A 26,385-nucleotide genomic window follows, 5' to 3' on the forward strand; every position below is an offset into this window, starting at 1 on the left:
AAAGTGCTAAATAAAAAACTTTACTTTTAATACATTTTTATATAAACTAATAGGTAGATACCTATTTTAAAAAAGGGAAGAAATGAAAATTCTACTTTTAGAAGATGATACTTTTATTTGTGAATCAATAAAAAGTTATTTTGAACTAGATGGAAATAAAGTTGATTTTTACCATGATGGAGAAGAACTTCTTGATAATGCCATACTAAGTAATTATGATATATTTCTTTTAGATATAAATACTCCTAAAAAAAATGGTTTTGAAACATTAAAAGCGATAAGACAAGAGGATATTAATACCCCAGCAATTTATTTGACAGCTCAAAGTGATATAGAACATGTAAAAGAGGGTTATGCTTTAGGTTGCAGTGATTATGTTAGAAAACCTTTTATTTTAGATGAATTAGAATTAAGAATTAACAAAATAGTTCATAAAGACACAGATTGTGATGATATTAAATTAAGTGATAATTATATTTTCAATTTATCTAATATGCAGTTATTTTATAATGGTAATCCAATAGATTTAAAACAACATGAAAGGAATCTTTTATATTTATTAGTAAAAAATATTGGCACGATACTTAGTCCAAGTGTAATTAAAGATTATGTTTGGGATGATAAAGATGTTTGTGACAATACATTAAGAACACAAATCAAAAAAATAAGAGCAAAACTAAAAGATAATTTTATTATCAATGTTCGTAATGCTGGTTATAAGATAGAAAAATATGGTTGAGATAAATAAGCTATCAAAACAGAACAGAAATTTTGGTGTTAAACTGTTTCTTTCTTATATTGTTTTTACTGTTTTACTTATAATTTCTATTACTATTATTCATATATATTTTTCACAAGATTTAGTAGCAAATAAATTTTTAAGAGAAGTAAAACTACAAAGTAGTGAAAAAAAAGATACATTTGATAAATATTTTCAAACAAAAAAGGATGCACTTCAAGCAATTAGTAAAAATGAATATTTTATAAAATATGTAGAAAATGGTTCTTATAAATACTATATAGATTTATTATTACTTACAGTAATGGAAGCAAATAAAGACTATATGCAAATAAGATATATAAATGAATTAGGACGTGAAGTATTAAGATTTGATAGAGAAAAACATTCTCATGAACCATATAAATCTCAAAGTTTACAAAATAAAGCTAATAGATATTATTTTAAAAATGTATCTAAAATGAAAAAAAATGATGTATGGTTCTCTAATATTGATTTAAATATAGAACATGGACATCTTGAAATACCTTATAAACCTGTTGTTAGGGTTGCTACTCCTTTAATAATTCAAGGAAACTTCAAAGGGATATTAATTATAAATATTTTTATGGAAGAATTATTAAAAAACATTACCAATTCATCTTTATATGATATTTATTTAACTGATGATAACGGCTATTATCTAAAACATAAAAATAAAGAGTTTGACTGGTCTTATTATAATTCAAAAAAAACATTAAAAGATGATTTTGATATTAGGTTTATTTATAAAATAAAAGAAAACAAAGATTCTTCTTTTGTTTATAATAAAAATATCTTTGTTCAAACTCTAAATTTGGATAATCAAAAGTTAAATTTAATAATGCTTGAAAAAGAAGAATCTATTGAAGAAGTAGAAAACAATAATAATACTATGATTGTTGCTATCTTAATTTTCGCAACAATTATGTCACTTTTATTTACTTTTATTTTTACAAGAAAATTAGAAGGTTTATTTAAATTAGTTGTTAGTCAAGCTGATAAATTACATGATTTAGCAACAAATTTAGATAATAAAGTTGTATTAAAGACTTTTGAAATTGCTAAGAAAGATAGATTGCTTCAAAATCAAAGTAAACTAGCTGAATTAGGGGATATGATAGGAAATATAGCCCACCAATGGAGACATCCTTTAACAAGATTATCTTTAACTCTTCAAAATTTAAGAGCATATAAAAAGAAAAATAGAATGAGTGATGAAATGTTTGATGAAGCTATGAGTAATTCTTTATATCAAATTGAGTTTATGTCAAATACTATTGATAATTTTAAAAATTTTTATAAAAAAGATGAAAAAAAATCTGATTTTATAGTTAGAGAAGCAGTTGAAAATGTCCTAAATATTATAGGTGCAGTGCTAGAGCATAGTAATATAAAACTAAATATAAATTGTCAAGAAAAAGTTACTTTACATGGCAATAAAAATGAATTCTCTCAAGTACTTATGAACTTAATTATCAATGCTAAAGATGCTATAGATGAAAATAAAATTGAAAATGGAAAAATAGATATAAATATTTCAAAAACGAAAGAATACAAAAAAATAGAAGTTAGTGATAATGCAGGAGGAGTACCAAGCTGTTTAATTGAAGAAATATTTAACCCATATTTTACTACAAAAGAAGAAAAGGGTACGGGAATAGGTCTTTATTTATCTAAAGCAATTATTGAAGATAAAATGAATGGAAAACTTTTAGTTGTAAACAAAGAGCAGGGTGCTGTGTTTACTATTTTATTATAAGGATTTACATGAAAATATTTATGCTTACTATACTTTTCTTAGGCTTGCTTCACTCAAAAGAGTGTAGTCCTTACTATAATCCCGATAAATTTTATGAGGCACCAGAATATTTAGTTAATTTAATAGAAGAACATTTAAAAAATAAACCTTTATTTGGAAATAAAAAAGAATATCAAGATTTTAAGCTAAAGGAAGTAAAAAATAATACTTTTTTAAATGAACATATTAAAAATGGCGAATATATTTATCCTAAAAAATCAGGCTTATTCTCTTATAAAATAAAAGATCAAAATATTGATGAAATAAGTATATCAATAGTTAATATTTATCGATATACAGATATAAGCATTGCAGAAGAAATAAATAATGACTTTGAAGGTTTTTGGAATGATTGGATAGAAAATGCTTATGAAATGCAACTTACACCTGAACAGATACTTTTTAAGTATAAAGATAAATATTTTACTTTTTCAGTGTTTATTTATGGTATTAAAAAAGATGCAACAAACTTAAAAGGTACAAGCATAGTTTATTGGTTAAAAGATTATACGAAACAAGTTAAAAAATATATTCAATGTGAAAAGAATAATCAATAAAAAGCAAAAAAGCTAAGAAGTTTTACTTCTTAGCTTTTTTATTATCGATACTAGTTACAGCATCTTTTAAATTTCTATTTTTATATGCTAGTGCAATTGTAACAAATACAATAGACACTACATAATAAACCCAAGTAGGAATTGGTACAGGATCTCCTGTAGCATAAGAGTGCATTCCAGATAAATAGAAGTTTACACCAAAATAAGTCATTAAGATTGTACTAAATGTTAATAATGACGCTGTAGAGAACACAAACGGATTATTAAGAGATTTTACAAATCTCATGTGAATTACAAATACATAAGCTACAATTGATACATAAGCCCAAGTCTCTTTTGGATCCCAACCCCAGTATCTACCCCAAGATTCATTTGCCCAAACACCACCAAGGAAATTTCCTATTGTAATAAATGTAACACCAATGATTAATGCAATTTCATTAATAGCTGTAATACTTTTAATAGTCTCATCTAAATGAGGTCTATTCTTCCTAAAGATAAACATAATTAATGCCATAAATCCTAAAATAGCTCCAAGACCAAAGAATCCATAAGAAGCTGTAAGAATTGATACATGAATTGTTAACCAATAAGATTTAAGTACTGGTACTAAGTTTGTAATTTGTGGATCAATACCTGTTAAATGTGCAGTAAACATGAAAATACCTGCAACAATAACAGCTGCACTTAACGCAAGTAATGATTTTCTAAAGAATACAACTCCTGCAAATACAGCTGACCACGAGATATATAAAAGTGACTCATAAGTATCTGACCATGGTGCATGACCTGAGATAATCCATCTAAATCCCATTCCAAATGTATGTGCTGCAAATAAAAGTGCTAATACAATAAAGAAGAAAAATGTAGTTTTTCTTGGTTTAATTTTTGGATTAAATACAACAACAAATGCAACAATAAGCATAATTAAACCTGTTATGATATAAGCAAGTGTTAATTTTAAGAATATATCTAGTTCATTAAATAAAATTTCATTATTAACTTGTGAATCACTTAACATAACATCTTTACCAAGCTTTTCTTGATAAAGTTTAATCATATCAATAAATTTATTTGCTTGTTCCCAATCGCTTTCAATAACAGAGTTTATAAATCCTCTTGTCATTAATTCAACAGCTCTTTGGCTTTGTCCTTCAAATGTTTTCATAGCATCAAGTGGAACATGCCAAGTATTAGTTTTATCTTCTGGTTTTGGGAAGATTCTAAATAAGTTACCATTAAATGTAGCAAAAGTAATATTTAATCTTTCATCAAGTCTAACAATATCTTTTTCATAAGTTCCTCTATCTTGAGGCTTAGTAATAGCAGCTTTTTCAGCTTCTTTATTTAAAATATAATTACCTTCTACAAATACTTCGGAAAAAGCAATATGTTTTCTTTTTTCATCAATACCAATAAATTTTTTTAATTTAGGAGTCTTAACTTTGATAAGTCTAATATCTCTCCACATTTCAGGTCTTGATAACATACCTAAAACAATTTGATCTGCATTCATACCAAATAAAGATTTTCTACCACTTAATTTAAGAAGTATTTCTCTATTTAATGTAGATACAGGCTTCATTCTACCACCTTGACTTTGAGTAACAAGCTTAGAAAATTTATTAGCAGTTACTTTTGACTCTTCTTTAAACTTCTTTAGATATTCAACTGTACTTTGAGCTTTTACTTCATTTTCCATTACTCTTTCTTCTGCATTTGCTGAAGTTGAAGCAAAAGCAATCATACAGGCAATAGCAAGAGAAGCTACATTTTTTTCTGAAACATATTTTGTAAGTTTCCAAAATCTTGATTTTTTATCAAATAAATTTAATACTAATCCAAGTGTTAATAAAAAATAACCTAAATAAGTTGGCCATTTACCAGGGTCATTGTTAACTGAAAGAACTGTTCCTGTTTCATCTGGGAAATATGAACTTTGGAAGAATAAGAAGTTTCCTTCATGTAGAGTTCTATTCATGAAAATTCTATAATCATACTCTTTATTATCCTTAATAACAGTAACTTCAGAAGCATAAGATGAAGGTGAGTTACTACCTGGATATCTATCAAGTTGGAAATCATTTAATTTAATAGCAAAAGGTAACGATAATGTTTTTGAACCATAAGATAAAACTACAGTTGTATCTCCAAAGAAAAGTTCTCTTTTAAGACCTCTTTGTCCTCTTTGTCCAGGAAGTTTAATCTCTTGTGTTTTTCCATCAACTGTAACATCTACAGTTAAAAGTCCCATTTTAGCACTACCTTTTTTTGCTAAGATATAATCTTTATATACTACATCTATTTTTTTGTTATCACCATAAAGTATAGTATGAGCGAAATCATTTACACTTTTTAATAAAGTAGTGAATTCTTTTTGATACTCTTTATAATAAGTATTACCATTTTCTTTAATTGTAATTTGTAAGTAAGGTTCTAGTGAACTCATTCTATTTTCAGTAGCACCTTCTTTGATTTGCATAATTCCTTCATAACCTGCGTATCTTGTAACCCCAGCACCAATCAGAATAACTACAAAAGATAAATGGAAAATAAATCTTGCTTTATTTCTCCACATTTTATATTTGTAAATAATTCCCATTAAGTTAACTGTTGTTAATACAAGTATCGTTTCATACCATATATTATTGTATACTAAAACTCTCGCTGAAGATGTATCAAAATCATTTTCGATAAATGTAGCATAGCCAGCTCCAATTGCTAATATAGCCAATAAAATTAGTGTAGTCTTAAAGGAAAATAAGACATTAGTTCCTTTCAAAAAAAATCCTTTCTATTTGATTATCAAATGAATTATATTCACAAGTAGTTAACTATAAGTTAACTAAAATGAAAAGCAATTCATATTCTAACATAGATACAAGTATAGCAAAAGATTGATTTGTTTGCCTTGATTTAAGACAATATTTTATTTTATAGTCTTATAATACGACTATGAATTTAGAAGAATTACAAAAAAAGAAAAACGACTGCAGAAGTTGGAAAAATGTACAACCTTGGTTTGATCAATTAAATAAAGCCAGAGAAATAAAAACAGATGAACTTTATGTGGATTATGGAGATTGGTTTACTATTGGAAAAAGAGAAGATATAACTCAAGAACAATATGATCTAATCGAAGAAACAGCAAAAAAGTTAATTCCTTGGAGAAAAGGCCCTTTCAATTTATTTGGTTTAGAAATTGATAGTGAATGGCAAAGTAATATTAAATACAATCTGATTAGACCTCACTTTAATTTAAAAGATAAAGTTGTTGCTGATATTGGGTGTAATAATGGTTATTATATGTTTAGAATGCTTGAAGATAAACCAAAAAGATTAATAGGTTTTGATCCAAGTGCTTTAACACTTCATCAATTTGAATTTATAAATCATTTTGTAAAATCAGAAATCATTTATGAAATGCTGGGAGTTGAACACTTAGAGTTTTATAATCATAAATTTGATTTTATTTTTATGCTTGGAGTTTTATATCATAGACCTGATCCAGTAGGTACTTTAAAATCACTTGCTAGAGGATTAAATTCAAAAGGTGAAATTTTAATAGATACTTTTATGATAGATGGGGAAGAAGAACTTTGTTTAACACCAAATAAAAGGTATTCAAAAATCCCAAATATTTATTTTATACCAACAATTCCTGCACTTAAAAATTGGCTATCAAGAGCTGGTTTTGAAAATATTGAAGTAATAGCTACAACTATTACAACAAATGAAGAACAAAGAAAAACAAAATGGTCTTTCGATCAAAGTTTAGAGGACTTTTTAGATCCTAATGATAATAGTAAAACTATTGAAGGTTATCCTGCACCTAAAAGAGTTTATATAAAAGCTAGAAAAATACAGTAGAATTAAAATAGTTCTATTGTATCTTCTTCTGTAAGTTCGTCAAAATCAAAAAACTGACTTCTACCTTTATTTTTTGCTTCATATAAAGCAATATCAGCATTTTTAATAGCATCTGTTATTGTTTCACTTGAATCTGTTTTAAAGGTTTCTAAACCAATACATATTGTTTTTTTAAGTTTTTGTTTTGTAATTGAATTAACTTCAATAGAAACATCAGCAAAATCTTCTATGATTTTTTTAGCTAAATCTTCAACTTGATATTTAGGAGTATTACTTAGTATTGTTACTAAAAACTCATCAGCATTAAGTCTTGCTACCATATCAAATTCATTTATATTACTATGAATTATTTTTGCTAATTCAATTAAAACTTTATCTGAAATATCATAATCAAATTCATCAATTACTGCTTTAAAATGATCAACTCCAATCATTAGAAAATATATTTCTTCTCTTGTATTATTTGATATAGTAAGATGTTTATTCAAATTTTCAATTAGATAATTTCGGTTATAAACTTTTGTTACAGAGTCAATAGAAGAAGACTCAATAAAGTTCTTTTTTAATATTCCATTTTGAATTATAGGAGATATTTGAAAGAATGCAGCTTCAATAGTATCATATTTAGCTTGTAATACTTTATAATGAACATTTGATGTTGCACTAAAAGAAACTGTTGCATTTAAATTAGTATGTGTGTTAATAATAAAAAAATATGCCTTCTCATCATCAAGAAAAAACTCTTTACCTTTTACAAAAATCTCTTCTTTTGAGTTTGAATGCATATCAATTAATGAAAATGTTACATTATCAATACTAAAAAATTTATTTAGCCATTCGTAAATATCTTCAGCCATTTGAACGATATTTGTTGAGTACTGTAATTGTTCATATAAATTATAAATTGATACTAAAGATTTATAACTTTCTTCATTTGAGTTTGAATCTTTTATCAGTTCTAATATTTTTTCTTTCATACTAAACTCCTAAAATAAGTCTATAATATTCGTATCTTCTTCTGTAAATTCGAAAATTTGACTTCTACCTTTATTTTTTGCTTCATATAAAGCAATATCTGATTTTCTAAAAATTTCATCCATTGTTGTTGCATCTTTAGGAAATATTGCTATTCCACAGCAAATAGTCTTTTTTAAAGTTTGATTAGTTTGTTTATTTACTAATACTTCTTCTTTACTAAAGTTGTCAATAATTTTTTGAGCAATCATTTTTGCATTTTCATTATCATTTATATTCATTAATATCACTAAAAATTCATCAGAATCAATTCTTAATATAATATCTGAGGTTCTAAGTGTTTGTTTTAAAACCTTAGATAAAGCAACTAGTACTTTATCTCCAATATTATAATCAAATTCATCAATTACAGCCTTAAATTGATCAATACCAAATTTTAAAAACCCTAAAGTATTATTTTCTCTTAAAGATAAACTTAAAAGTTTTTCAGAATAACTATCTAAATAGTGTCTATTATATAAACCTGTTACAGGATCAACTAAACTTAAATCTTTAAGTGTGTCTTTTAAAAGTTTATTATATAAAGTTTGAGAAAATGCTTGTAATGCCAAAGTTATAGCAAATTTATTATTTTTTATATTGCTATCATCATTTGAAGATACAATTACTTTGATTTTTGTATAATCACTTTGTACTAATTCAAAAACTGTATTTTCTGTTTCTACTAAATTATTTGAAGATTTATAAAGTATTTCTTCTGTATCTTTATTACTTGTATCAAGTAAAACAATTTCTATATCATTTACATTAAATTTATCTTTCAAATACATTAAAACATCTGTATAGAATTGTTCTAAAGTTCTTACAAGTTTTAAATTTTCATTTTCTTTAACTATATTCTCACAAATTTGACTCATCAAGTACCTTTATAAAATTATATATTTTTCCCATTGTGCTAATGAATCAAGTTCAGATATCAGCGTAGTTTTATCACCATGTCCTGGGTAGATATGGAAATTTGTATTTTCCCATGATAATATTTTATTAATACTTTTTTTCATATCAGCTGCATTTGACATAGGAAAATCAAATCTACCAATAGTTCCTTTAAAAATAAAATCACCTGTAAATAAATGCTCATTTATTTGAATAGCTGAACATCCAGGAGTATGACCTGGAAAATGATGAAATTTAATTTTTACATCAGCTATTTCAAGTTCTTCATCAGGTTGCACTTCAATATCTGCAACAGATGGTGGCATTCCTAAACCATAAGGATCTATTTCTAATAAAAAACAGTCATCTTTTGGAGTATATAATTTTATGTTATATTCATTTTTAACTTCTGTATTTGACCAAACATGATCAAAATGTCCATGTGTATTTAAAACTGCGACAGGGTTTGTTACATTTTGTTTTATCCATCTAGTTGCATCTACACCTGGATCAATTATTATATCTTTATTATCTATTGTAACTATATAACAGTTTGTTTGATAATCGCCCATTGGCTGTACTTTTATATCCATTTTAAAGCCTTTTCGCTAAAATACATTGATTATATCATAAAAGAGGTTATACGTGAATTATTTTTTTACTTTAGAACAAGTTTTATTAACTAAATATCCAAAAGAAAAAATAGAAAAATTTAAACATTTCTATGAAAATTTTATAAATAATAAATTTACTTTTGAAGATAATTATATACCTTGTAAGCTTAAAGAGCCATCTTATTCTAACTTTTTAGAAATTGTAAAACCAACTGCTTTACCAAAAATAAAAAACTTTAATACAATTGAAGGGAAAAAGTATCTTCTTCATACTATTTTACACATTGAATATAGTGCAATTGATTTAGCTTTAGATGCTGCATTAAGATATCAAAACCTACCATTACAGTACTATTCAGACTGGTTAGAGGTTGCTAACGATGAAGTAAGGCATTTTATAATGCTTGAAAATCTATTAAATGAATTAGGCGGAAAATATGGAGACTTTCCTGTTCATAAAAATCTATTTGAAGCTATGGAAAATACACCAGAATTTCTAAGAAGAATGGCTGCAGTACCTAGATATTTAGAAGCAAATGGTTTAGATCAAAATCCAAAAATAATGGAAAAATTAAAATCAAATAATGATCCATTTAATAGAAAAATATTAGAAGCTTTAAATATTATTTTAGAAGAAGAGGTTGATCATGTAACAAAAGGTGATACATGGTATAAATATGCTTGTGATTTAGAGAATTTACCTTATGATGAAACTTATTTAAAAATTATTGAAGAAGTATTTCCAGGCTCTACAAAAAGAAAAATGGATTTAAATTTTGAAGCAAGAAAAAAAGCTGGTTTTTCTTGTGAACTACTAAAAACACTTTCAAAAAAACAAGATTGTAATTAAACTGTAATAATTAAATCAAATTCCTATCAAATCAATTATCAAAATAGATTAATCTTTTACTTGTCTATACAAGGTACTTAACTTGTATAGACAACTTGTAATCATTGTGTAATTTATGTGATTTATACTTCCATTATCAAGCTTGTATAGACAAGATAACAAGGTAAAAAGTGAAGAAAGTTACAAAACCTACATATATAAAACTTTATGAGCAAATACTAAAAAGTATTGAAACAAAAGAATATAGTGTAAGCCAAAAATTACCCTCAGAAAATGAGTTAGCAAAAATATTTGATGTAAATAGACATACAGTGAGACAAGCTTTATCCTTATTAAAAGATAAAGGTTTTATTTATACTCTAAAAGGAAAAGGCAATTTTATATCAAATATAAAAGTTCCTTATTCAATTAGTGATAAAAGTTCATACTCATCAAAAATTTTAGACTTAGGGTATGAACCAAAAACTAAACTTCTAAGTTCAAATATTATTGAACCAAATGAAGATATTGCAAAAAATTTAAACTTAAGTAAAAAACTAAAAGTAATAGAGTTGAAACTTTTAAGATACGCAAACGATTTACCTATTTCTGTTTCATATTCATATTTTGATGCATTTATTTATAGAGATATTATAAATCATTTAGATTTAGAACCTTTTTCTTTATACAAAATCTTAAATAAATGTTATCCAAATTTGGAGATTACAAAAGTTTCAACTGTATTTGAATCCCTAGTTGCTAAAAATGAATTAAGTGAATTATTAATGATGCCATCAAATTCTCCAATTTTAGCTGCTAGTACATTATCAAAAGATCAAGAAGGTAATTATATTGAGTATGGAACATCATACTTTAGAGGCGATACTTGTAAAATCAAAGTAGATTTAATTTAAGAGGAGAACATAGTGATAAAAATGAAAAACCTAACATTAGGGTACAAAAAAGAAAAAATACTAAAGAATGTAGATTTTAAAGTTAAAGATGGCGAGTTTATTGGAATTATAGGCCCTAGTGGTGCAGGTAAATCAACACTTTTAATGTCAATTACAGGTGGTATCAAAGTATTTGATGGAAAGTTTGAAGTCTTAGATTATGATTTAGAAAATATCAAAAAAAAGAATCTTATTAAATTAAGAGAACAAATTGGAGTTATTTTCCAAGGCTATAACTTGGTTGATAGAATTTCTGTACTTGATAATGTAATTAGTGGGATGTTAAAAGAAATACCTTTAACAAGAGCAATAATTAAACTTTATAAAAAAAAGGAGTTAAAAAAAGCAAAAGAGTATATGGACATTGTTGATATTACAAAATATTCATTAAAAAGGTGTGATGAACTTTCGGGAGGCCAAAGACAAAGAGTTGCAATAGCTAGAGCTTTAGCCGCTGAACCAAAGATTATTTTAGCTGATGAACCTGTATCTGCATTAGATCCCAAAAGTGCAAAAAAGGTTATGGAGATTTTAAGGAAGGTAAACAAAACTTATGGAGTAACTGTAATAGCTAACCTTCATCATTTAGAATATGCAAAAGAGTACTGTGATCGAATTGTTGCAGTTAATGATGGTCAAGTAGTTTTTGATGATAAGAGTGAGTTGCTAACTGAAAAGTTAGTTGAAAAAATCTACACAAATAACTAGTGTAAAACAATAATTAAATTAGGAAATAAAAATGAAATTAATTAAGAAAATTGCTGTAGCTTCTATAGCTTTAGGATTAACAACATCAATGTTCGCACAAGAAAAATGGCCTGAAAAAATTACTTTTGGTGTGATTCCAGTAGCTGGTTCAACTTCTATGAAAGAAAATTTTGGCCCTTTAACTGATTATATATCAAAATCTTTAGGTATCAAAGTAGAAATGAAATTAGCAGGAGATTACACAGGGATTATTACAGGTATGCAACACAAACATATTGATGTTGCTTATTTAGGACCAAAATCTTATGTTGAAGCTGCAAAAAGAGCTAATGCAGAAGCTTTAGTTGTTGAAGTTGATGGTGAATCAGGACTTCCAGGATATAGAGGTACGATTATTACTAAAAAAGGAAGTGGTTTAAAAACGCTTGCTGATTTAAAAGGTAAAACTTGGGCATTTACATCATCTCAATCAACATCAGGAACATTAGTTCCAACTGTAATGTTCTCAAAAAAAGGTATTGACCCTAAAAAATATTTCTCTAAAGTAGTTTATTCTGGTGGACATGAAGCTTCAATTTTAACAGTAAAAGCAGGAAGAATTGATGCGGCTTCTACAAATAACTTAGATTTTAATAGAGGTGTTGGAAAACATTGGGAAAGAGATCAATTTAATGTTATTTGGACTTCTGATTTAATTCCTGGTGCTCCTGTTGCAGCAAGAGGTGATTTACCAAACTCTTTAAAAATGGCTTTAAAAGGTGCATTTTTATCTTATAACGATCCAAAAGGTTTAGAAAAACTAAAAAATAAAGGTTTTGTTAAAGGTGATGATTCTGTTTATGATTCTGTAAGAGAATTAATAAAATTAAAAAAACAACTAAAAAATAAAAAATAGTTAAAACAAAGTAAGCGTTTGTACGCTTACTTTTAAATAAGGAAAAAAAATGAATGTAGAAGAATTAAAAGCAAAAAGTAATCCTTTTTCTTTTGGAAAATCAGCAGTTATCGTAATATTTTTATTAATTTTAATTCAAAGTTGGAATGACACGGATATGAGTTTTTCATCATTATATGATGGAGCTGGGTATATGGTTGAGTATATTTCTGGTAATCCAAATATTGAAGGAAGTGGTTTTTTCCCACCAAATTTAAATAGTAGTGACTTAATGACTTATGTTTTATCTATGTTAGAGACTATTCAAATGGCTGTTGTTGCACTTTTCTTATCTATAGTAGTAGCAGTTCCATTATCATTTATGAGTTCAAGAAATATCTTAAATATATTAATTCCAGGTAAGACTCCAATACATGAGTTTACTAAGAAAGTGATATATGGAAGTGCTACCTTAGTTGCTAATATATTTAGATCAATCAATGAAATTGTATGGGCATTGATTTTTGTAAGTGCTGTTGGACTTGGCCCAATGGCAGGTATCTTAGCTTTAGGTGTGCATACAGCAGGTGTTTTATCAAAGCTTTTAAGTGAAGGAAATGAATCAATTGATCCAGGTCCTGTAGAAGCTTTAACTACAACAGGTGCTGGATTTTTTAAAGTATTAGTTTATGCAGTACTTCCTCAAACTATGCCACATTTTGTTTCAATGGCTTTATATAGATTTGAAAGTGATGTAAGAGCAGCTTCAATTTTAGGATTTGTAGGAGCTGGTGGTATTGGTTTTTACTTATTTGATAAGATGAGGGCTTTTGAAAATAGTGATGTTTGTTCAATTATTATCATTATTGTAATTACAGTTTGGGTACTTGACAAAATTAGTGCAATGATTAGAAAAAGGTTTATTTAATGAAAAGAGAAGATATTAATAATTTAGCACAATTAGTGCAATATGAAAAATTAGAAAATTTATATAAAAAAATTGATGAAAATAATAGGGTACAAGTTTTAACACCACCAAGTGAGCAAACAATTTTAGTTCCTGTAAAAGATCCTATTTCAAATAGTGATTTTTATGCAGGAGAGGTGTTAGTTACTTCTACAATAGTTCAAGTAAATGATACTAAAGGTTGGTCGATGGTTATGGATACAAATGAGAAACTGTCACTTTATACAGCCGTTATTGACGCTGCTTTTGAAGCTGATATTTTTAAAAGTGAGATTATAACTATTTTAAAAGAAGCAAAAAATCAAGATAGTTTAAATAAAGAGAAAATAAATCAAAAAGTAAACGCTACAAGAGTTTCTTTTGATTTAATGTAGGAGAAAAAAGTGAATACAGTTGATATAGAAAAACTAAATAGAGATAACTTTAAATCAATGATGAATGCATTATCTATGCCTGGAAAAGTAGAGAAAATTCAACCTTTATTTGAATCAAATTTATTAGCAATAGCTAATACACTTTTATACTCAGAGGTTAGTTTTTATTATGAAGGAAAAGAAGAGTTTAGTTTAATTGAAGCAATTACTAATGCTCAAAATACACAAGCTGATAATGCCGATTATATTTTTTGTGATGAACTAAATGAGTATTTATTTAATAAAGGAAAGGTTGGAACTTCAAAAGATCCTGAATACTCATCAACGTTTGTTTTTAAATGTAAAGATTTTAATGGACTTGAAGTAAAACTAACTGGACCAGGAATAGATGGAAGTAAAAATGTAAACTTACCAATTGATAAGTCTTTTGTTGAGTTTTTTAATGAAAAAAATTCATATTATCCACTTGGAAATGAAGTATTCTTTTTAAGTCAAAAAGGTGAGATTACAGCTATTTCAAGAACTACAAAAATGGAGGTTTTATAAAATGGCTTATTATGCAATTAAAGGTGGGGAAGAAGCTATTAAAAACTCTCTTGATTTTTATGGCGATATTACAAAAGAGTCTGAGAAATTAAATGACAATGATTTAATTGAAGCTTTGACTTACTCAATTGATAGAGTAATTAGTGAAGGGTCTTTATACTCTAAAAAATTAGCTGCACAAGCTATAAAAAGAAGTGCTGGAGATTTACTGAATGCTTCATTTTTCTTAAGAGCTCATAGAAGTTCTTGTCAAAGAATTGGTATTGCTAAAACTGTTGATATAAATGATATGAGATTAACAAGAAGAATTTCATCAGCTTTTAAAGACATTGAAGGTGGACAATTACTTGGGCCTTCAAATGATTATGAGATTAAACTTTTAGTTGATTTAGAAAAAGTTCAAACTAATATTGAAGAGTATTCAACAAAAGATAATGTAATTAAATCAGCATTAACACCACTTAGAGAAGATAATTTAATAAAAATTCTTCCACAAGAAGAAAAACCTTGGGATATTACAAGAAGTTATCCAACTGAACCTTATCCTAGAAGTGCAGTTTTACAAGTAATGGCAAGAGCTGAAACTGGTTCGCTTTTATGTGTTGGATATACAACTATGAGAGGTTATGGAGATATTCACCCTACAATTGGTGATTTAAGAATAGGTGAATTAGATGTTGAGTTTACACATCCTTTTACAAAAAATGAAGTAAAAGTTGGAACTATAGAAGCTACAGCTGTTGAGTGTGTTGGTACTTTTAATCAAGATGAAGATGGAGATACAAAACTTACAACTGGTTTTGGTTTTTGTTTTGGAAAAAATGAAACAAAAGCTATTTCTATGTCGATGATTGATCTATCACTTTATAATACTCACTATTCTGTGGGTGGGGAGCACGTAATTGCAGCTGATTTTGACATGATTATGCACCATTTAGATGGAATAGAGTCTTATGGTATGACAAATCACTTTAAATTGCCACACTATGTAACATTCCAAACTGATTATCAAATCTTTAAATCAGCACAAAAATATACAGAAGAAAAAAAAGAAAATGAAAAAGGAGTTGAAAAATGAGATATGCATTTTTAGATGAAGAAGCAAAAAAAGAGATTAGAAGATCTATTTTAAAAGCTATCGCAATTCCTGGATATATTGTAGGCTTTGCTTCAAGAGAACTACCAGTAGCACGTGGATGGGGAACTGGTGGATTACAAGTTACATTATCAATCATCAATGAAGAAGATACTTTAAAAGTAATTGACCAAGGTTGTGATGGAAGTGTAAATGCTGTAAATATTAGAAATTTTATTAAATCCGTTACAAAAGTTGAAACTACAACTAAAACGCTTGATGCAACTATTATTCAGACAAGACATAGAATTCCAGAGATTGATTTACAAGAAGGACAAACATTAGTTTTTCAAGTTCCAATGCCTGATATTTTAGAAACAGTTGAGCCAAATATCTCAAAAGCTAAGCTGTTACATGCAAATGCTGATTATTCTAAGTTATGGGTTTTATTATATGAAGATACATCAATGTTTGGGGATTCAAGAATCTCAAATAGGTATCCAGTGATGGTAAATCATAGATATGCAATGGATCCAAGTCCTATTCCAAAATATGATACGCCAAAATTAAATGATTGTAAAGCTTTACAAATTTTTGGAGCAGGAAGAGAAAAAAAGATTTATGCTATTCCTCCATATACTCATGTAGAGCCTTTAAAATTTGAAGATAGAGAGTTTAAAGTTGAAAACTTTGAAGGAAAAGCTTGTGCAAGATGTGGAAGTACTCATAGCTTCTTAGATGAAGTATATGATGATGAAGGTAAAGCAACATATTATTGTAATGACACAGATTATTGTGATACTCAAAAAGAAAAACAAGGAATTAACTAATGATACTAGATATGAGAAATGTATCTAAAGTTTTTGGAAAATTTTGTCCAAAATGTTTAGAAACAACTGGTGCAAATTATAACAGTTCTATTTGTCCTACTTGTAAAAGTGTTGTTGGGGTAAATGATATAAATTTAACACTAGCTAATGGGGAAGTATTAGGAATAGTAGGTGAGAGTGGTAGTGGAAAATCCACACTTTTACAACTAATTTATCAAGACCAAAAAGCAAGTCTTGGAGAGATTTTTGTAAAAGATTTTGTTGGAAAAGATGGAAAGAAAAAAAATATTTTAGATGCAAACTTAAATGAATTGTCTCATCTTAGAAACTCTTTAATGTCTATGATTTATCAAAACCCAAGACTAGGGCTTAATTATAATTTTTCAGCAGGTGGAAATATTGCCCAAAAAGTAATAATGAGTGGAAATAAAAAATATGATGAGATTAGAGATAGAGCTTTGTATTTTTTAGATAAAACAGAAATTCCAACAAGTAGAATTGATGCTTATCCTGAGTACTTTTCAGGTGGACAGCAACAAAGAATTCAAATTTCAAAAGCTTTATCAAGTAATCCAAAAATTTTATTACTTGATGAACCAACAACAGGACTTGATTTATCAGTTCAAGCTAAGATTCTTGATTTAATCAAAGAGTTACAACATGAAATAGGTTTTGCTATGGTAGTTGTATCCCATGATTTAGGGGTTATCAAACACTTAACAGATATTACAGTTGTTATGAAAAATGGACAAATTGTTGAAAGAGGATTAACTGATCAAATACTTGAAGATCCTCAACACCCATATACACAATTACTTGTGTCATCAATTCTTTAGGAGTTATCGTGATTAGATTAGAAGTAAAAGATTTAAATAAAACTTTTAAAGTACATACACAAGGAAGTATTGAAGTTAAAGGTTTTGAAAATATTGGTTTTGATGTAAAAGAAGGTGAGTTTTTATCACTATTTGGACCAAGTGGTGCAGGTAAATCATCTATTTTAAAAACACTATTTAGAACATATACTACAACAAGTGGAAATATTATATTTCACAGAGACAATGGAAGTAAAATAGATATAGCAACTGCAACTGAAAGTGAAATACTAAATTTACGAAAAGCAGAGATAGGTTATGTATCACAGTTTTTACAAATCTTACCTAGAATTAGTGCTGTTGATGTTGTAGCAGAACAGTTGATATTAAAAGGTGAAAGTGAAGAAGTTGCAAGAATTAAAGCAAAAGAGATGTTAAATTACTTATCAATTAGAGAAGAACTTTTTGATTTATCGCCTTTAACTTTTTCTGGTGGTGAGCAACAAAGAGTAAACATCGCAAAAGGTATCATAGCCCCCAAAAGTTTACTTTTACTTGATGAACCAACAGCTTCACTAGATAAAACAAACACTATGAAAGTAGTAGAGAAATTAAAAGAGCTAAAAACTCAAGGTGTTGCTATGGTTGGTATTTTCCATGACCTTGAAGCAATGGAAATGATTAGTGATAAGATTTATAAATTAGAGAGAGTTCAAGGCTAACTCGTTAGCCTCTTTAGAGTTTTATCTACTTTTAACTGGAATTTATTTCCAGTGTTAAAAAGTAGTTATTAGATAATTCGGTCCCTTCAAAAATGGGACATTTTTTAAGGAAGATTATGGAAACAATTTTAAGAAGTAAAAATGTATTAATAAACGAAGAGTTCGTTCCTGCTGATGTTGTAATCAAAGGGGAATTTATAGAAAGAATAGATGAATATGGGAAAAATGAAGTAGCAGTTGATTTAGGTGAGAAAAAAATAGCTCCAGGGATTGTAGATTTACATTCAGATGCTATTGAAAAAGAAATAGAGCCAAGACCAAATGCTACTTTTCCAGTTGAACTTGCAGTTGCAGAACTTGATAAAAAACTATCAATGGCAGGTGTTACTACAATGTTTCATGCTATTGGTTTTGAAGAAAACCCAAAGAAAAAAAGAAGTATTGATTTAGCAATTTCACAAATAGAAGAAATAAATAAAGCAAATGATAAACACCTAGGTGTTGATAACTATGTTCATGCAAGATTTGAGTTAAGTTGTGATGAAGCAGTTGAACCAATCAAAGAAGTGATTTCAAAAGGAATGGTTAAACTTGTTTCTCTTATGGATCATAGTCCAGGGCAAGGACAATTTAAATCATTAGAATCTTTTAAAAGTTATTACGGAAGTTATTATGATTTAAATGAAGAAGAATTACAAAAAGTAATTGATAAAAAAATAAATAAAAATGAAGATAAAATTAATGAATTAATCGCTTATACAAAAGAGCATAATTTAACACTCTTAAGTCATGATGATGATTGTATTGAAAAACTTGATGGTTTACTTAATTTAGGTGTTCAAATTTCAGAATTTCCACTTGATTTAGAAGTAGCAAAATATGCAGTTTCAAAAGGTATAGCTACAGGAATGGGAGCACCAAATATTGTAAGAGGTGGTTCTCAGAGTGGTAATATTGCTGCTATTGATTTAGTAAAAGAAGGAGTTTGTAAGTACCTTTGTTCAGATTATCATCCAACATCAATGCTTCAAGCAGTATATAGAATGAAAGAAGATGCAAACCTTGATATTGCAAAAGGTTTCTCTATGGTAACTTCAACTCCTGCAAGATATGCTAACTTAGAGGATAGAGGTGAAATAAAAGAAGGTAAAAGAGCTGATATTATAGTAGTTGATGATACACATATTCCAAAAGTAGTTCTTACTTTAAAAGATGGTGATTCTATCTACAATGGGATTAGAGGCTTTAAACTATAAGGATTAAAAATGGTTACAATTTATAGAAGTATTTTACACCTTGAGGTTAGATATAATGACAAAAATAGAAAGTTATAATCGTGAACCAAAAGTAGTATTAGGGGATAAACCTTATGTTTTCCCCAATGCGATTATTGAAAATTGCGAATTTGGTAAATATACAGAAATAAGAGATTTTGTAAATATTTCAAGCTCATCTATGGATGATTATTCTTACGTATGTGAGTATTCTCAAATCACAAATACAACTATAGGTAAATTTGTAAATATAGCTTCTAATGTACGAATAAATCCAGGGTTTCATCCCTATGAAATGCCTTGCCAACATCACTTTATGTATAGAAGAGAGATGTATGGTTTTGGTGATGATGACAAAGCTTTTTTCAACTATAGAGATATTCAAAAAGTAGATATTGGTCATGATGTTTGGATAGGACATGGAGCAGTTATCATGCCAGGAGTAAAAGTAGGGAATGGTGCAATTATTGGCTCAAATGCTGTTGTAACCAAAAATGTACCTTCTTACGCTATAGTTGCAGGTGTAAGTGCAAAAGTACTTAAGTATAGATTTTCAAAAGATATCATAAAAGCTTTAGAAGATATATCTTGGTGGAATTGGTCTCATGATGAAATAAATGAAAGAATTGAAGACTTAAAAGATATTAGAGAATTTATATATAAATATTCAAAATAAGAAGGTTACATGGATACTAAAATAGTTTTGATAGTAGGCCCAAGTGGAGTTGGAAAAGACACTTTATTAAAAGGTGCAAGAAAAATTTTGAAAAATGAAATAAATTTTGTAAGAAGGTATATCACAAGAAAACCTGATAAAAATGAAAAAAACTACTTTTTAGATGAGTTTGCTTTTGAAATTTTAAAACATAACAGTTTTTTTGCTTCTAGTTGGAATGCCCATGGGAACTATTATGCAATAGCAAAAAACTCTATAAAAAATAAAGTTAATATCATATCAGTATCAAGAGCTAAGATTTCAGATTTTGAAAAACAATATGACAAAGTCTATACCATAAATATTACTGTACCAAAAGAAGAGCTAAGAAACAGACTTTTACTAAGAAAGAGAGAGTCTTTAGAGCAGATTGAGAAAAGATTAAATAGAAGTTATCCAAAAATAGAGGCTGAAAATTTAATTGAGTTTGACAATAGTAAAAATATAGAAGTTAGTATAAAAGATTTTGTAGAGCTTATAAAGAAGATTGCTAGTGAATAACAAAATAAAAATTGCTACTTTTAATATATGGAAGAACGATGGAGAGTTTCCAAATCGTATTTTCAAACTAAATAATGAACTTAAAAGTAATAATTTCGATATTATTTGTCTACAAGAAGACTATGAATCAGAAGAGTTTTCAAGTAGCAAATATCTAAATAAAAGTTTAGAATTTAACTACATTAGTACTAAAACTAGAAGAAAAGTTCGCAATAATCAGTTAAGTAGTTCAAATCTTACTATACTTTCTAAATATAAAATAAAATTAATAGATGAGATTTTTTTTAACAAAAATGAAAAAGAAGAACGAGCTTGTCAAATAATTGAAGTTAATATAAAAGATAAAAAAATACTTTTGGTTAATATTCATCTATCACATATAAGTGAACAAGAAAGAATATCTCAAATAAAAAAAATCTTACAATATTTAAAAAAATATAATAAGCTTTATAACATGACTATGTTTTGTGGAGACTTAAATGCCTTACCTAACTCAAAAGAGATTGCACTAATAAAAGAAAATGCTTTTAGGGATGAGAATATTCAGTTTAGCCATAAAGATGGAGTAACTATAGATTATATTTTTTATAAAAGTGATGAAAAAATAAAAGTACATAGTAAGATTGTATTAAAAGATTATAGTGATCACTATTGTTTAGTTAGTACATTTAATTTTAAATAATTATAATAATAAAAAAGTATATAAGGAATAGGATTGAAACTTAAATTTTTAGGAACTGCTGATAGTGCAGGCTTTCCAGTTCATAACTGCCAATGTATGGTATGTACATACCACAGAGAAAAAGGACTAAAAAATCTATCAACAAGTGCCTATATAAAAGTAGATAATAGTGTCATACTTTTAGATGCAGGAATAGAAGATATATCAAATATCTTTGATGGAAATGACATAAAAGCTGTATTTCTTACGCACTTTCATGCTGATCATTGTCTAGGGCTTTTAAGACTTAGACACTCAGCTCAAGAAATCAACTGTTTTCACCCAAATGATAAAGATGGTTTTTCTGATTTGTTTAAACACAAACACTCAGTTTGTTATAACGAAATAGAAGGATTTAGCACCCAGACTATCGAAAATATAAGCTTTACAACAATTCCTTTAAAACACTCAAAAAACACTTTTGGTTATCTAATAAAAACAAAAAACAAAACCATAGCATACCTAACAGATTGTGCAGGAATACCTAAAAAAAGTTTAGAGTTTTTAAAATCACATAAAATAGACCTAGCTTACATAGATGCCTGTTATGATGAAAGAAAAGAAGTAGGAAACCACCTAAACTATAAACAAGCAAGTGACATACTAGATGAACTAAAAGTAAAAGAGGGATATCTAATGCACATCTCACATACTACTTTGGAGTATATTCTAAAAAATAAAATAGAGTTGAAGTATAAGTATGTGAAAGCAGGGGATGAGTTTTTGGTAGATTAAGCATTTTAATTATTATTTTGATATTATTTAATAAAAAGGTTATAATTTTGATTGCTAAAAATCCAACATTTACTTTTGTTTGCTACTTATTTAAAGAAAATGAAAATGATATTAATAAATTATTTAAGTTAGTAAAAGGACAATCTGTAATTAATGAATATGACCCAATTGAAGTAAAGAATGATAACTTCAATAATATTCAAGGTTTTATAAAGAAAACAGAACCTAAAGAACCAAAATGGACAAAAAAACTTAAGACAGTTTTCAATTTTCCAAAAATTGAAAATCAATCAAATTCTTTCTTGTTTTTCATAACAGTAAAGAATAGAACATTTGCTTTCACGATGGGATATTCATATCATTCTATTAATAAATCTAAAATTGTACAAGATTTTGGTATAAAAATAGCTGCTAATGAACTTGATATGTATAGTATAAAAGCAATCGATGCAAGAAGATTAGATTACAACGCAAAACTCAAAAGAGAAACTACTCCCAATAATGATTTTATGAGTAGTTTTGATTTTGATAAGAATATGGAATTACTTCATTCTTTATCAGGAACTACTGATAAGTCAACATTTTCTAAATCATTAATAGGAAAAGATTCTCTAAAAGTCATTACGGAATTAAACTTAGATTTGATTAATGATTTCTGTATAAATCTACTAGACTCTTATAATAAAACTAATTTTAAAACTAATGGTTTTGACTTTATTGAGAATTTAAAAATAATTGATTTTGATGAAGAGATAAAAGTAGCACATGAGAAGTTAAAAGAAAGAATAGTTAATAAAGATAAATCATTAACTTTAATCCAACCCAGCGCAGATTACTATGATATTGATTCATATACAATTGAATATAAAAATTATAATAAAAAAATTGATGAACTTAATTTAGATACTTTATTATTATTCTTAGAGCAAAATAATTTAAGAAATAATGAGCTGAATTTAAAAGATTTATATATTAATATTAATTTAGGAAATAAAGATGAACCTGTAAAGCAATCCATAATTGAACTGTCATATTTTGAATATTTCATTAAAGAGAACAAAAAATATATATTTACTGATAATAAGTTGTATCATGTAAAAACCTCCTACTATAAAATAATTGATAAAGATTTAGAAGAATATATTACAAAAGAATTGAAAGATTTAAATGTTATTGCATTCAACCATAAAAATGAAAAAGGTGAATTATCAGAAGGTATATATAATGATGATTTTTCAATAAAGAATTCTCATATAGTAATAAATTTAGATAAACAAAACTTCAAAAATATTCCTAATAGACCTTATGACAAAATTGAAATTTGTGATATTTTAACGAAAAATAAAGAATTTATTTGTATAAAAAGATATAAAAATTCATCTCAATCTTTAAGTCATTTATTATCGCAATGTATTGTTTCATGTGAATTATTGATTAATGAAAAAAAATATAGAGATATTATAAATAAATCATTTTATAATGTACATTCCATAGGTTTATTTGATGACTTAGACAACATAAATAAAAATGAAATCACTTATATATATGGGATTATTTCAAAAAAAGAAATACTCGACTTACCTTTTTTTAGTAAAATTGCATTAAGACAAAGTATAAAGAACATAGTTTCAAGTGGAATAAAAGTTAAGGTGTTAAAAATTGATAATAATTCTTGATAAATAAGTACAAATCAATATTTTACAAAAGTTTATGAGACAATTTATAAATTGTAATTAACTATTAAAAGAATGATTATATAATTTTGAAGTCAATATTTATAATACTATTCTTTTTTACTTAACTCATCCCCCAAAGCCTTAGCACTTAGAAAACTTCCCTCTAAGTTTGCTTTTTTGAAATAATCCCCACATAGTGCTAAATCTCTTGTTTTATTTAAATAATAGCTATATTCTAAACCTTGTTTAACAGTTGCGTATTTCCAAAGATGAGCGATGTGGTATATTGATTTAGGTAGTTTTACTTTTTGAAAATAGTCTATATAGTTGTATATTTGTACTCCTAAATCTTCTTTATTTTTGTCATTATTGTTTGTAGAAAAGCTTTCATTTGCATGGAAAACATAACTTGAAAACTCTTTGTAGTTGTATTTTTCACTATTATTTACTACTTTTTTAAAAAACTGTGAGCTATATAAATCTTCATTTATTTTGAACTCTTTATCATCATGAAGTATAAGTGTTGCTATTGAATTGTATTTTACTTTTGATAAATCATCAGCTATTTTATCATCTATTTGTATATCCATTTCTAAAACTTGTGGTGCAGGAATAGTTAATATAAGTAAATCAAAACCTTCATAGCATTTTGATTTTTCATCATACAAGTACCATAAAGACTCTTTTTTAACACACTTTGTAATCTTTGTTTGTTTTATCAAATCTTGCTTGTTTATTAAAGAAGAGCAAAATTTATTTATACCATTTGTTGGGAAATATTTGTTTTTTTCTTTTCTTAAAATACCTTTTCTTTCAAGCCTATTTGCAAAATATATAAAGTCAGGTTCATTTGTCTCAAAATAGGGTGTACCATGATCTACAAATTTATCATCTATATATTTTGTACTAAGTCTTCCACCACATCCTCTTGATTTTTCAAAGATTTTAATATCATGATTTTCTTTTTTAAATCTATTGTATAAGTAGCAACCACTAAAGCCTGCACCAATTATAGCTATATTCATAATATTTCCTTATTTATATATTATTCTAGCAAGAGCGAAGACAAAAAGTCCTATTGCTATTTCTTTATATTCTTTATCTAAAAGTAAAATAAAAATCGAACTTATCATCAAAGACAAAGATACAAACTTAGGTTTTAAATACTCTTTAACTTCTTTAGTTAAGTACTCCAACTGATTTTGCGAAATCTGAACTTCAAGGTCACCTTCACTTGCTTGTTTTATAGTAGATTTTAAATCTTTGATTGTAAAAGGTATATCTTTTATCTCATCAATTATTGTTTCAACTATTGAGTCTTTTGCTCCAAGAGCTTTTGGAAGATTATCTTTTAGTATTGGCAAAATATCTTTTACACCATTGAAGTTTTCAATATATGTAGTTCCAAGACCCTCGATAATAGCACTAACTCTTAAAATATATATAGCATCACTTGGAAGTTTAAAAGGCATATTTCTAGTGCTTTCCAAAACTTCAAATGCTAGTTTTTGCATAGATTCGCTATCAAGGTTATCATTTGAGAATATATCAAACATCTTGCTTGTGAACTCAGCAAGTTCACTTGTAGGTGCTTCATAAGCAATAGTTCCAAGTCTTTTACTAGCACTAATATATAGTTCATAATCCTGCTCATTTGCAGCTTTTATAAGCTCAATTATTGCTACTCTTTTATCATTTGGCACGGTTTTTACCATACCAAAATCAAGCATAGTGATGTTTCCTTCTTTTGTTATTAAAATATTTCCAGGATGTGGATCAGCATGAAAATACCCTTTTATTAACATCTGAGTTGTATAAAAGCTTACTAGATTTGCGATAATCTTGTTAAAATCTATATTGTACTTAAGTATTGATTTTTTATCATCAAATCTAAAGCCTTCTTCATAGCTCATAACAAGAGCATCATCACTACAGTATTGCTCATAAGGCTTTGGAAAACCTATATTTTCATCTTTATAAGTATTTGAAAACTTTTTCAAGTTTTGAAGTTCAGTAGTTAGACTAACTTCTTGTCTAATCATAGCTGAAAACTCAACTATCACAGCTTCTATTGAGTTTTTTGTATAGTGTGAAAATAGGGGTTTAAATATTTTATTAAAAAAAGAGATTATATTTATGTCAGCAATAACTCTTTGCTTTATTCCCTCACGTCTAAGTTTTACAGCTACTTTACTTCCATCTTTTAGTTTAGCTATATGGACTTGACCTATAGATGCAGAAGCAATAGCTTTTTTATCAAACTTCTTAAAAGGAGTATTTGAAAATGCTCTTTCAAATACCCTTTGGAAACTGTCATTTGACATTGTAGGAAGTTGATCGTGAAGTTCTCTTAATTCACTCAAGTAATCTTCACTAAAAAAATCAGCTCTAGTTGCTAGAACTTGTGCAAGCTTTATGAAACTTGCACCCAAATGTATAGTAGTGTTTTTTAAGCCTTTAGGGTCAAGGGGTTTGATCCACATAAAACTCTCTTTCTTCTTAATAACTAAATAAACAGTCATTAAAAACCTAAAGACTTTATAGACTCTTTTAGGTGAGT

27 protein-coding genes are annotated in these 26,385 nt (G+C 27.2%); 21 read left to right on the forward strand and 6 right to left on the reverse strand.

The window, feature by feature from the left end; all coding sequences use genetic code 11:
• Positions 1-82: 82 nt before the first annotated feature.
• Genes ACH5BK_RS01290 through ACH5BK_RS01300 form a run of 3 tightly spaced genes read left to right on the forward strand, consistent with a single transcriptional unit; the run spans position 83 to position 3,115 of the window.
• Positions 83-739 carry a response regulator transcription factor gene (locus tag ACH5BK_RS01290; RefSeq protein WP_404303980.1) on the forward strand — a complete coding sequence of 219 codons (657 nt, stop codon included), beginning with the start codon at positions 83-85 and terminating at the stop codon, positions 737-739.
• Positions 732-2,519, forward strand: coding sequence for an ATP-binding protein (locus ACH5BK_RS01295; RefSeq protein ID WP_404303982.1), 1,788 nt, complete (start codon positions 732-734; stop codon positions 2,517-2,519). The genes ACH5BK_RS01290 and ACH5BK_RS01295 overlap by 8 nt, the downstream gene beginning before the upstream one ends.
• Positions 2,520-2,527: 8 nt before the next feature.
• Positions 2,528-3,115, forward strand: a complete 588-nt coding sequence (locus ACH5BK_RS01300) for a hypothetical protein (RefSeq protein WP_404303985.1) — start codon at positions 2,528-2,530, stop codon at positions 3,113-3,115.
• 22 nt (positions 3,116-3,137) lie between these two features.
• On the opposite strand, the gene ccsA is transcribed toward ACH5BK_RS01300, so the two are convergent.
• Entirely contained in the window at positions 3,138-5,897 is a 2,760-nt protein-coding gene (ccsA, locus tag ACH5BK_RS01305; protein ID WP_404303987.1) for a cytochrome c biogenesis protein CcsA, read from the reverse strand.
• A 173-nt stretch (positions 5,898-6,070) separates the two neighbouring features.
• Between ccsA and cmoB the strand changes: the two genes are divergently transcribed.
• Positions 6,071-6,985: a tRNA 5-methoxyuridine(34)/uridine 5-oxyacetic acid(34) synthase CmoB gene (cmoB, locus tag ACH5BK_RS01310; RefSeq protein ID WP_404303989.1), complete on the forward strand. Its 915-nt coding sequence runs from the start codon at positions 6,071-6,073 to the stop codon at positions 6,983-6,985.
• Positions 6,986-6,987: 2 nt separating this feature from the next.
• Here the strand turns inward: cmoB and ACH5BK_RS01315 are convergent, their stop codons facing one another.
• From ACH5BK_RS01315 to ACH5BK_RS01325, 3 genes are read right to left on the reverse strand one after another with little or no spacing between them, the layout of a single operon-like run.
• Complete coding sequence (locus ACH5BK_RS01315) at positions 6,988-7,962, reverse strand: GGDEF domain-containing protein (RefSeq protein ID WP_404303990.1); 975 nt, start codon at positions 7,960-7,962, stop codon at positions 6,988-6,990.
• Positions 7,963-7,971: 9 nt separating this feature from the next.
• Entirely contained in the window at positions 7,972-8,877 is a 906-nt protein-coding gene (locus tag ACH5BK_RS01320) for a GGDEF domain-containing protein (protein WP_404303991.1), read from the reverse strand.
• A 9-nt stretch (positions 8,878-8,886) separates the two neighbouring features.
• Positions 8,887-9,489, reverse strand: a complete 603-nt coding sequence (locus tag ACH5BK_RS01325) for an MBL fold metallo-hydrolase (protein ID WP_404303993.1) — start codon at positions 9,487-9,489, stop codon at positions 8,887-8,889.
• Positions 9,490-9,541: 52 nt separating this feature from the next.
• Between ACH5BK_RS01325 and ACH5BK_RS01330 the strand changes: the two genes are divergently transcribed.
• The 17 genes from ACH5BK_RS01330 (at position 9,542) to ACH5BK_RS01410 (ending at position 23,825) form a co-directional block, all read left to right on the forward strand.
• Positions 9,542-10,360: a ferritin-like domain-containing protein gene (locus ACH5BK_RS01330; RefSeq protein ID WP_404303994.1), complete on the forward strand. Its 819-nt coding sequence runs from the start codon at positions 9,542-9,544 to the stop codon at positions 10,358-10,360.
• A gap of 170 nt (positions 10,361-10,530) precedes the next feature.
• On the forward strand, positions 10,531-11,253 hold the full coding sequence (locus ACH5BK_RS01335) for a GntR family transcriptional regulator (RefSeq protein WP_404303995.1): 723 nt from the start codon (positions 10,531-10,533) through the stop codon (positions 11,251-11,253).
• 21 nt (positions 11,254-11,274) lie between these two features.
• A complete protein-coding gene (gene phnC, locus ACH5BK_RS01340; RefSeq protein WP_404304646.1) occupies positions 11,275-12,000 on the forward strand; it encodes a phosphonate ABC transporter ATP-binding protein in 726 nt (241 codons plus the stop codon).
• Positions 12,001-12,031: 31 nt separating this feature from the next.
• Positions 12,032-12,895: a phosphonate ABC transporter substrate-binding protein gene (gene phnD, locus ACH5BK_RS01345; RefSeq protein WP_404303997.1), complete on the forward strand. Its 864-nt coding sequence runs from the start codon at positions 12,032-12,034 to the stop codon at positions 12,893-12,895.
• Positions 12,896-12,944: 49 nt separating this feature from the next.
• On the forward strand, positions 12,945-13,802 hold the full coding sequence (gene phnE, locus ACH5BK_RS01350) for a phosphonate ABC transporter, permease protein PhnE (protein WP_404303998.1): 858 nt from the start codon (positions 12,945-12,947) through the stop codon (positions 13,800-13,802).
• On the forward strand, positions 13,802-14,215 hold the full coding sequence (locus ACH5BK_RS01355) for a phosphonate C-P lyase system protein PhnG (RefSeq protein ID WP_404304000.1): 414 nt from the start codon (positions 13,802-13,804) through the stop codon (positions 14,213-14,215). The genes phnE and ACH5BK_RS01355 overlap by 1 nt, the downstream gene beginning before the upstream one ends.
• A gap of 9 nt (positions 14,216-14,224) precedes the next feature.
• Entirely contained in the window at positions 14,225-14,761 is a 537-nt protein-coding gene (phnH, locus tag ACH5BK_RS01360) for a phosphonate C-P lyase system protein PhnH (protein ID WP_404304001.1), read from the forward strand.
• A 1-nt stretch (position 14,762) separates the two neighbouring features.
• Complete coding sequence (locus ACH5BK_RS01365) at positions 14,763-15,839, forward strand: carbon-phosphorus lyase complex subunit PhnI (RefSeq protein ID WP_404304002.1); 1,077 nt, start codon at positions 14,763-14,765, stop codon at positions 15,837-15,839.
• Positions 15,836-16,666 (forward strand): alpha-D-ribose 1-methylphosphonate 5-phosphate C-P-lyase PhnJ, encoded by an 831-nt coding sequence (locus tag ACH5BK_RS01370; RefSeq protein ID WP_404304003.1) that lies wholly within the window; start codon positions 15,836-15,838, stop codon positions 16,664-16,666. The genes ACH5BK_RS01365 and ACH5BK_RS01370 overlap by 4 nt, the downstream gene beginning before the upstream one ends.
• Entirely contained in the window at positions 16,666-17,502 is an 837-nt protein-coding gene (locus tag ACH5BK_RS01375; protein WP_129088956.1) for an ATP-binding cassette domain-containing protein, read from the forward strand. Before ACH5BK_RS01370 ends, ACH5BK_RS01375 begins: the two co-directional genes overlap by 1 nt.
• A gap of 8 nt (positions 17,503-17,510) precedes the next feature.
• The gene (gene phnL, locus ACH5BK_RS01380) at positions 17,511-18,203 is read left to right on the forward strand and encodes a phosphonate C-P lyase system protein PhnL (protein WP_404304005.1); all 693 of its coding nucleotides are present in this window, start codon (positions 17,511-17,513) and stop codon (positions 18,201-18,203) included.
• Positions 18,204-18,319: 116 nt separating this feature from the next.
• The gene (locus tag ACH5BK_RS01385) at positions 18,320-19,459 is read left to right on the forward strand and encodes an alpha-D-ribose 1-methylphosphonate 5-triphosphate diphosphatase (RefSeq protein ID WP_404304006.1); all 1,140 of its coding nucleotides are present in this window, start codon (positions 18,320-18,322) and stop codon (positions 19,457-19,459) included.
• Positions 19,460-19,514: 55 nt separating this feature from the next.
• A complete protein-coding gene (locus tag ACH5BK_RS01390; RefSeq protein WP_404304008.1) occupies positions 19,515-20,153 on the forward strand; it encodes a DapH/DapD/GlmU-related protein in 639 nt (212 codons plus the stop codon).
• 9 nt (positions 20,154-20,162) lie between these two features.
• On the forward strand, positions 20,163-20,693 hold the full coding sequence (locus ACH5BK_RS01395; RefSeq protein WP_404304009.1) for a hypothetical protein: 531 nt from the start codon (positions 20,163-20,165) through the stop codon (positions 20,691-20,693).
• A complete protein-coding gene (locus ACH5BK_RS01400; protein ID WP_404304010.1) occupies positions 20,686-21,375 on the forward strand; it encodes an endonuclease/exonuclease/phosphatase family protein in 690 nt (229 codons plus the stop codon). The genes ACH5BK_RS01395 and ACH5BK_RS01400 overlap by 8 nt, the downstream gene beginning before the upstream one ends.
• 33 nt (positions 21,376-21,408) lie before the next feature.
• Complete coding sequence (locus ACH5BK_RS01405; RefSeq protein ID WP_404304011.1) at positions 21,409-22,149, forward strand: MBL fold metallo-hydrolase; 741 nt, start codon at positions 21,409-21,411, stop codon at positions 22,147-22,149.
• A 47-nt stretch (positions 22,150-22,196) separates the two neighbouring features.
• A complete protein-coding gene (locus ACH5BK_RS01410; protein ID WP_404304012.1) occupies positions 22,197-23,825 on the forward strand; it encodes a DUF6119 family protein in 1,629 nt (542 codons plus the stop codon).
• A 107-nt stretch (positions 23,826-23,932) separates the two neighbouring features.
• On the opposite strand, the gene ACH5BK_RS01415 is transcribed toward ACH5BK_RS01410, so the two are convergent.
• Both ACH5BK_RS01415 and ACH5BK_RS01420 read right to left on the reverse strand, forming a co-directional pair.
• Positions 23,933-24,850 (reverse strand): NAD(P)-binding protein, encoded by a 918-nt coding sequence (locus tag ACH5BK_RS01415; protein WP_404304013.1) that lies wholly within the window; start codon positions 24,848-24,850, stop codon positions 23,933-23,935.
• A gap of 9 nt (positions 24,851-24,859) precedes the next feature.
• The gene (locus ACH5BK_RS01420) at positions 24,860-26,347 is read right to left on the reverse strand and encodes an ABC1 kinase family protein (RefSeq protein WP_404304014.1); all 1,488 of its coding nucleotides are present in this window, start codon (positions 26,345-26,347) and stop codon (positions 24,860-24,862) included.
• Between the last annotated feature and the right edge of the window lie 38 nt (positions 26,348-26,385).

The organism is Arcobacter sp. YIC-80 (assembly GCF_044841725.1).
In the GTDB taxonomy this organism is placed as follows: Bacteria; Campylobacterota; Campylobacteria; order Campylobacterales; family Arcobacteraceae; genus Arcobacter_B.

Excerpts from the sequence above, each read along its gene's own strand:
- ACH5BK_RS01395 (WP_404304009.1), top strand. The coding sequence starts at position 20,163 with ATGGATACTAAAATAGTTTTGATAGTAGGCCCAAGTGGAGTTGGAAAA.
- ACH5BK_RS01320 (WP_404303991.1), bottom strand. The coding sequence starts at position 8,877 with ATGAGTCAAATTTGTGAGAATATAGTTAAAGAAAATGAAAATTTAAAA.
- ACH5BK_RS01295 (WP_404303982.1), top strand. The coding sequence starts at position 732 with ATGGTTGAGATAAATAAGCTATCAAAACAGAACAGAAATTTTGGTGTT.
- ACH5BK_RS01290 (WP_404303980.1), top strand. The coding sequence starts at position 83 with ATGAAAATTCTACTTTTAGAAGATGATACTTTTATTTGTGAATCAATA.
- ACH5BK_RS01390 (WP_404304008.1), top strand. The coding sequence starts at position 19,515 with ATGACAAAAATAGAAAGTTATAATCGTGAACCAAAAGTAGTATTAGGG.
- ACH5BK_RS01370 (WP_404304003.1), top strand. The coding sequence starts at position 15,836 with ATGAGATATGCATTTTTAGATGAAGAAGCAAAAAAAGAGATTAGAAGA.
- ACH5BK_RS01325 (WP_404303993.1), bottom strand. The coding sequence starts at position 9,489 with ATGGATATAAAAGTACAGCCAATGGGCGATTATCAAACAAACTGTTAT.
- ACH5BK_RS01375 (WP_129088956.1), top strand. The coding sequence starts at position 16,666 with ATGATACTAGATATGAGAAATGTATCTAAAGTTTTTGGAAAATTTTGT.
- phnE (WP_404303998.1), top strand. The coding sequence starts at position 12,945 with ATGAATGTAGAAGAATTAAAAGCAAAAAGTAATCCTTTTTCTTTTGGA.
- phnD (WP_404303997.1), top strand. The coding sequence starts at position 12,032 with ATGAAATTAATTAAGAAAATTGCTGTAGCTTCTATAGCTTTAGGATTA.
- ACH5BK_RS01355 (WP_404304000.1), top strand. The coding sequence starts at position 13,802 with ATGAAAAGAGAAGATATTAATAATTTAGCACAATTAGTGCAATATGAA.
- cmoB (WP_404303989.1), top strand. The coding sequence starts at position 6,071 with ATGAATTTAGAAGAATTACAAAAAAAGAAAAACGACTGCAGAAGTTGG.
- ACH5BK_RS01385 (WP_404304006.1), top strand. The coding sequence starts at position 18,320 with ATGGAAACAATTTTAAGAAGTAAAAATGTATTAATAAACGAAGAGTTC.
- ACH5BK_RS01415 (WP_404304013.1), bottom strand. The coding sequence starts at position 24,850 with ATGAATATAGCTATAATTGGTGCAGGCTTTAGTGGTTGCTACTTATAC.
- ACH5BK_RS01365 (WP_404304002.1), top strand. The coding sequence starts at position 14,763 with ATGGCTTATTATGCAATTAAAGGTGGGGAAGAAGCTATTAAAAACTCT.
- ACH5BK_RS01420 (WP_404304014.1), bottom strand. The coding sequence starts at position 26,347 with ATGACTGTTTATTTAGTTATTAAGAAGAAAGAGAGTTTTATGTGGATC.
- ACH5BK_RS01300 (WP_404303985.1), top strand. The coding sequence starts at position 2,528 with ATGAAAATATTTATGCTTACTATACTTTTCTTAGGCTTGCTTCACTCA.
- ACH5BK_RS01315 (WP_404303990.1), bottom strand. The coding sequence starts at position 7,962 with ATGAAAGAAAAAATATTAGAACTGATAAAAGATTCAAACTCAAATGAA.
- phnC (WP_404304646.1), top strand. The coding sequence starts at position 11,275 with ATGAAAAACCTAACATTAGGGTACAAAAAAGAAAAAATACTAAAGAAT.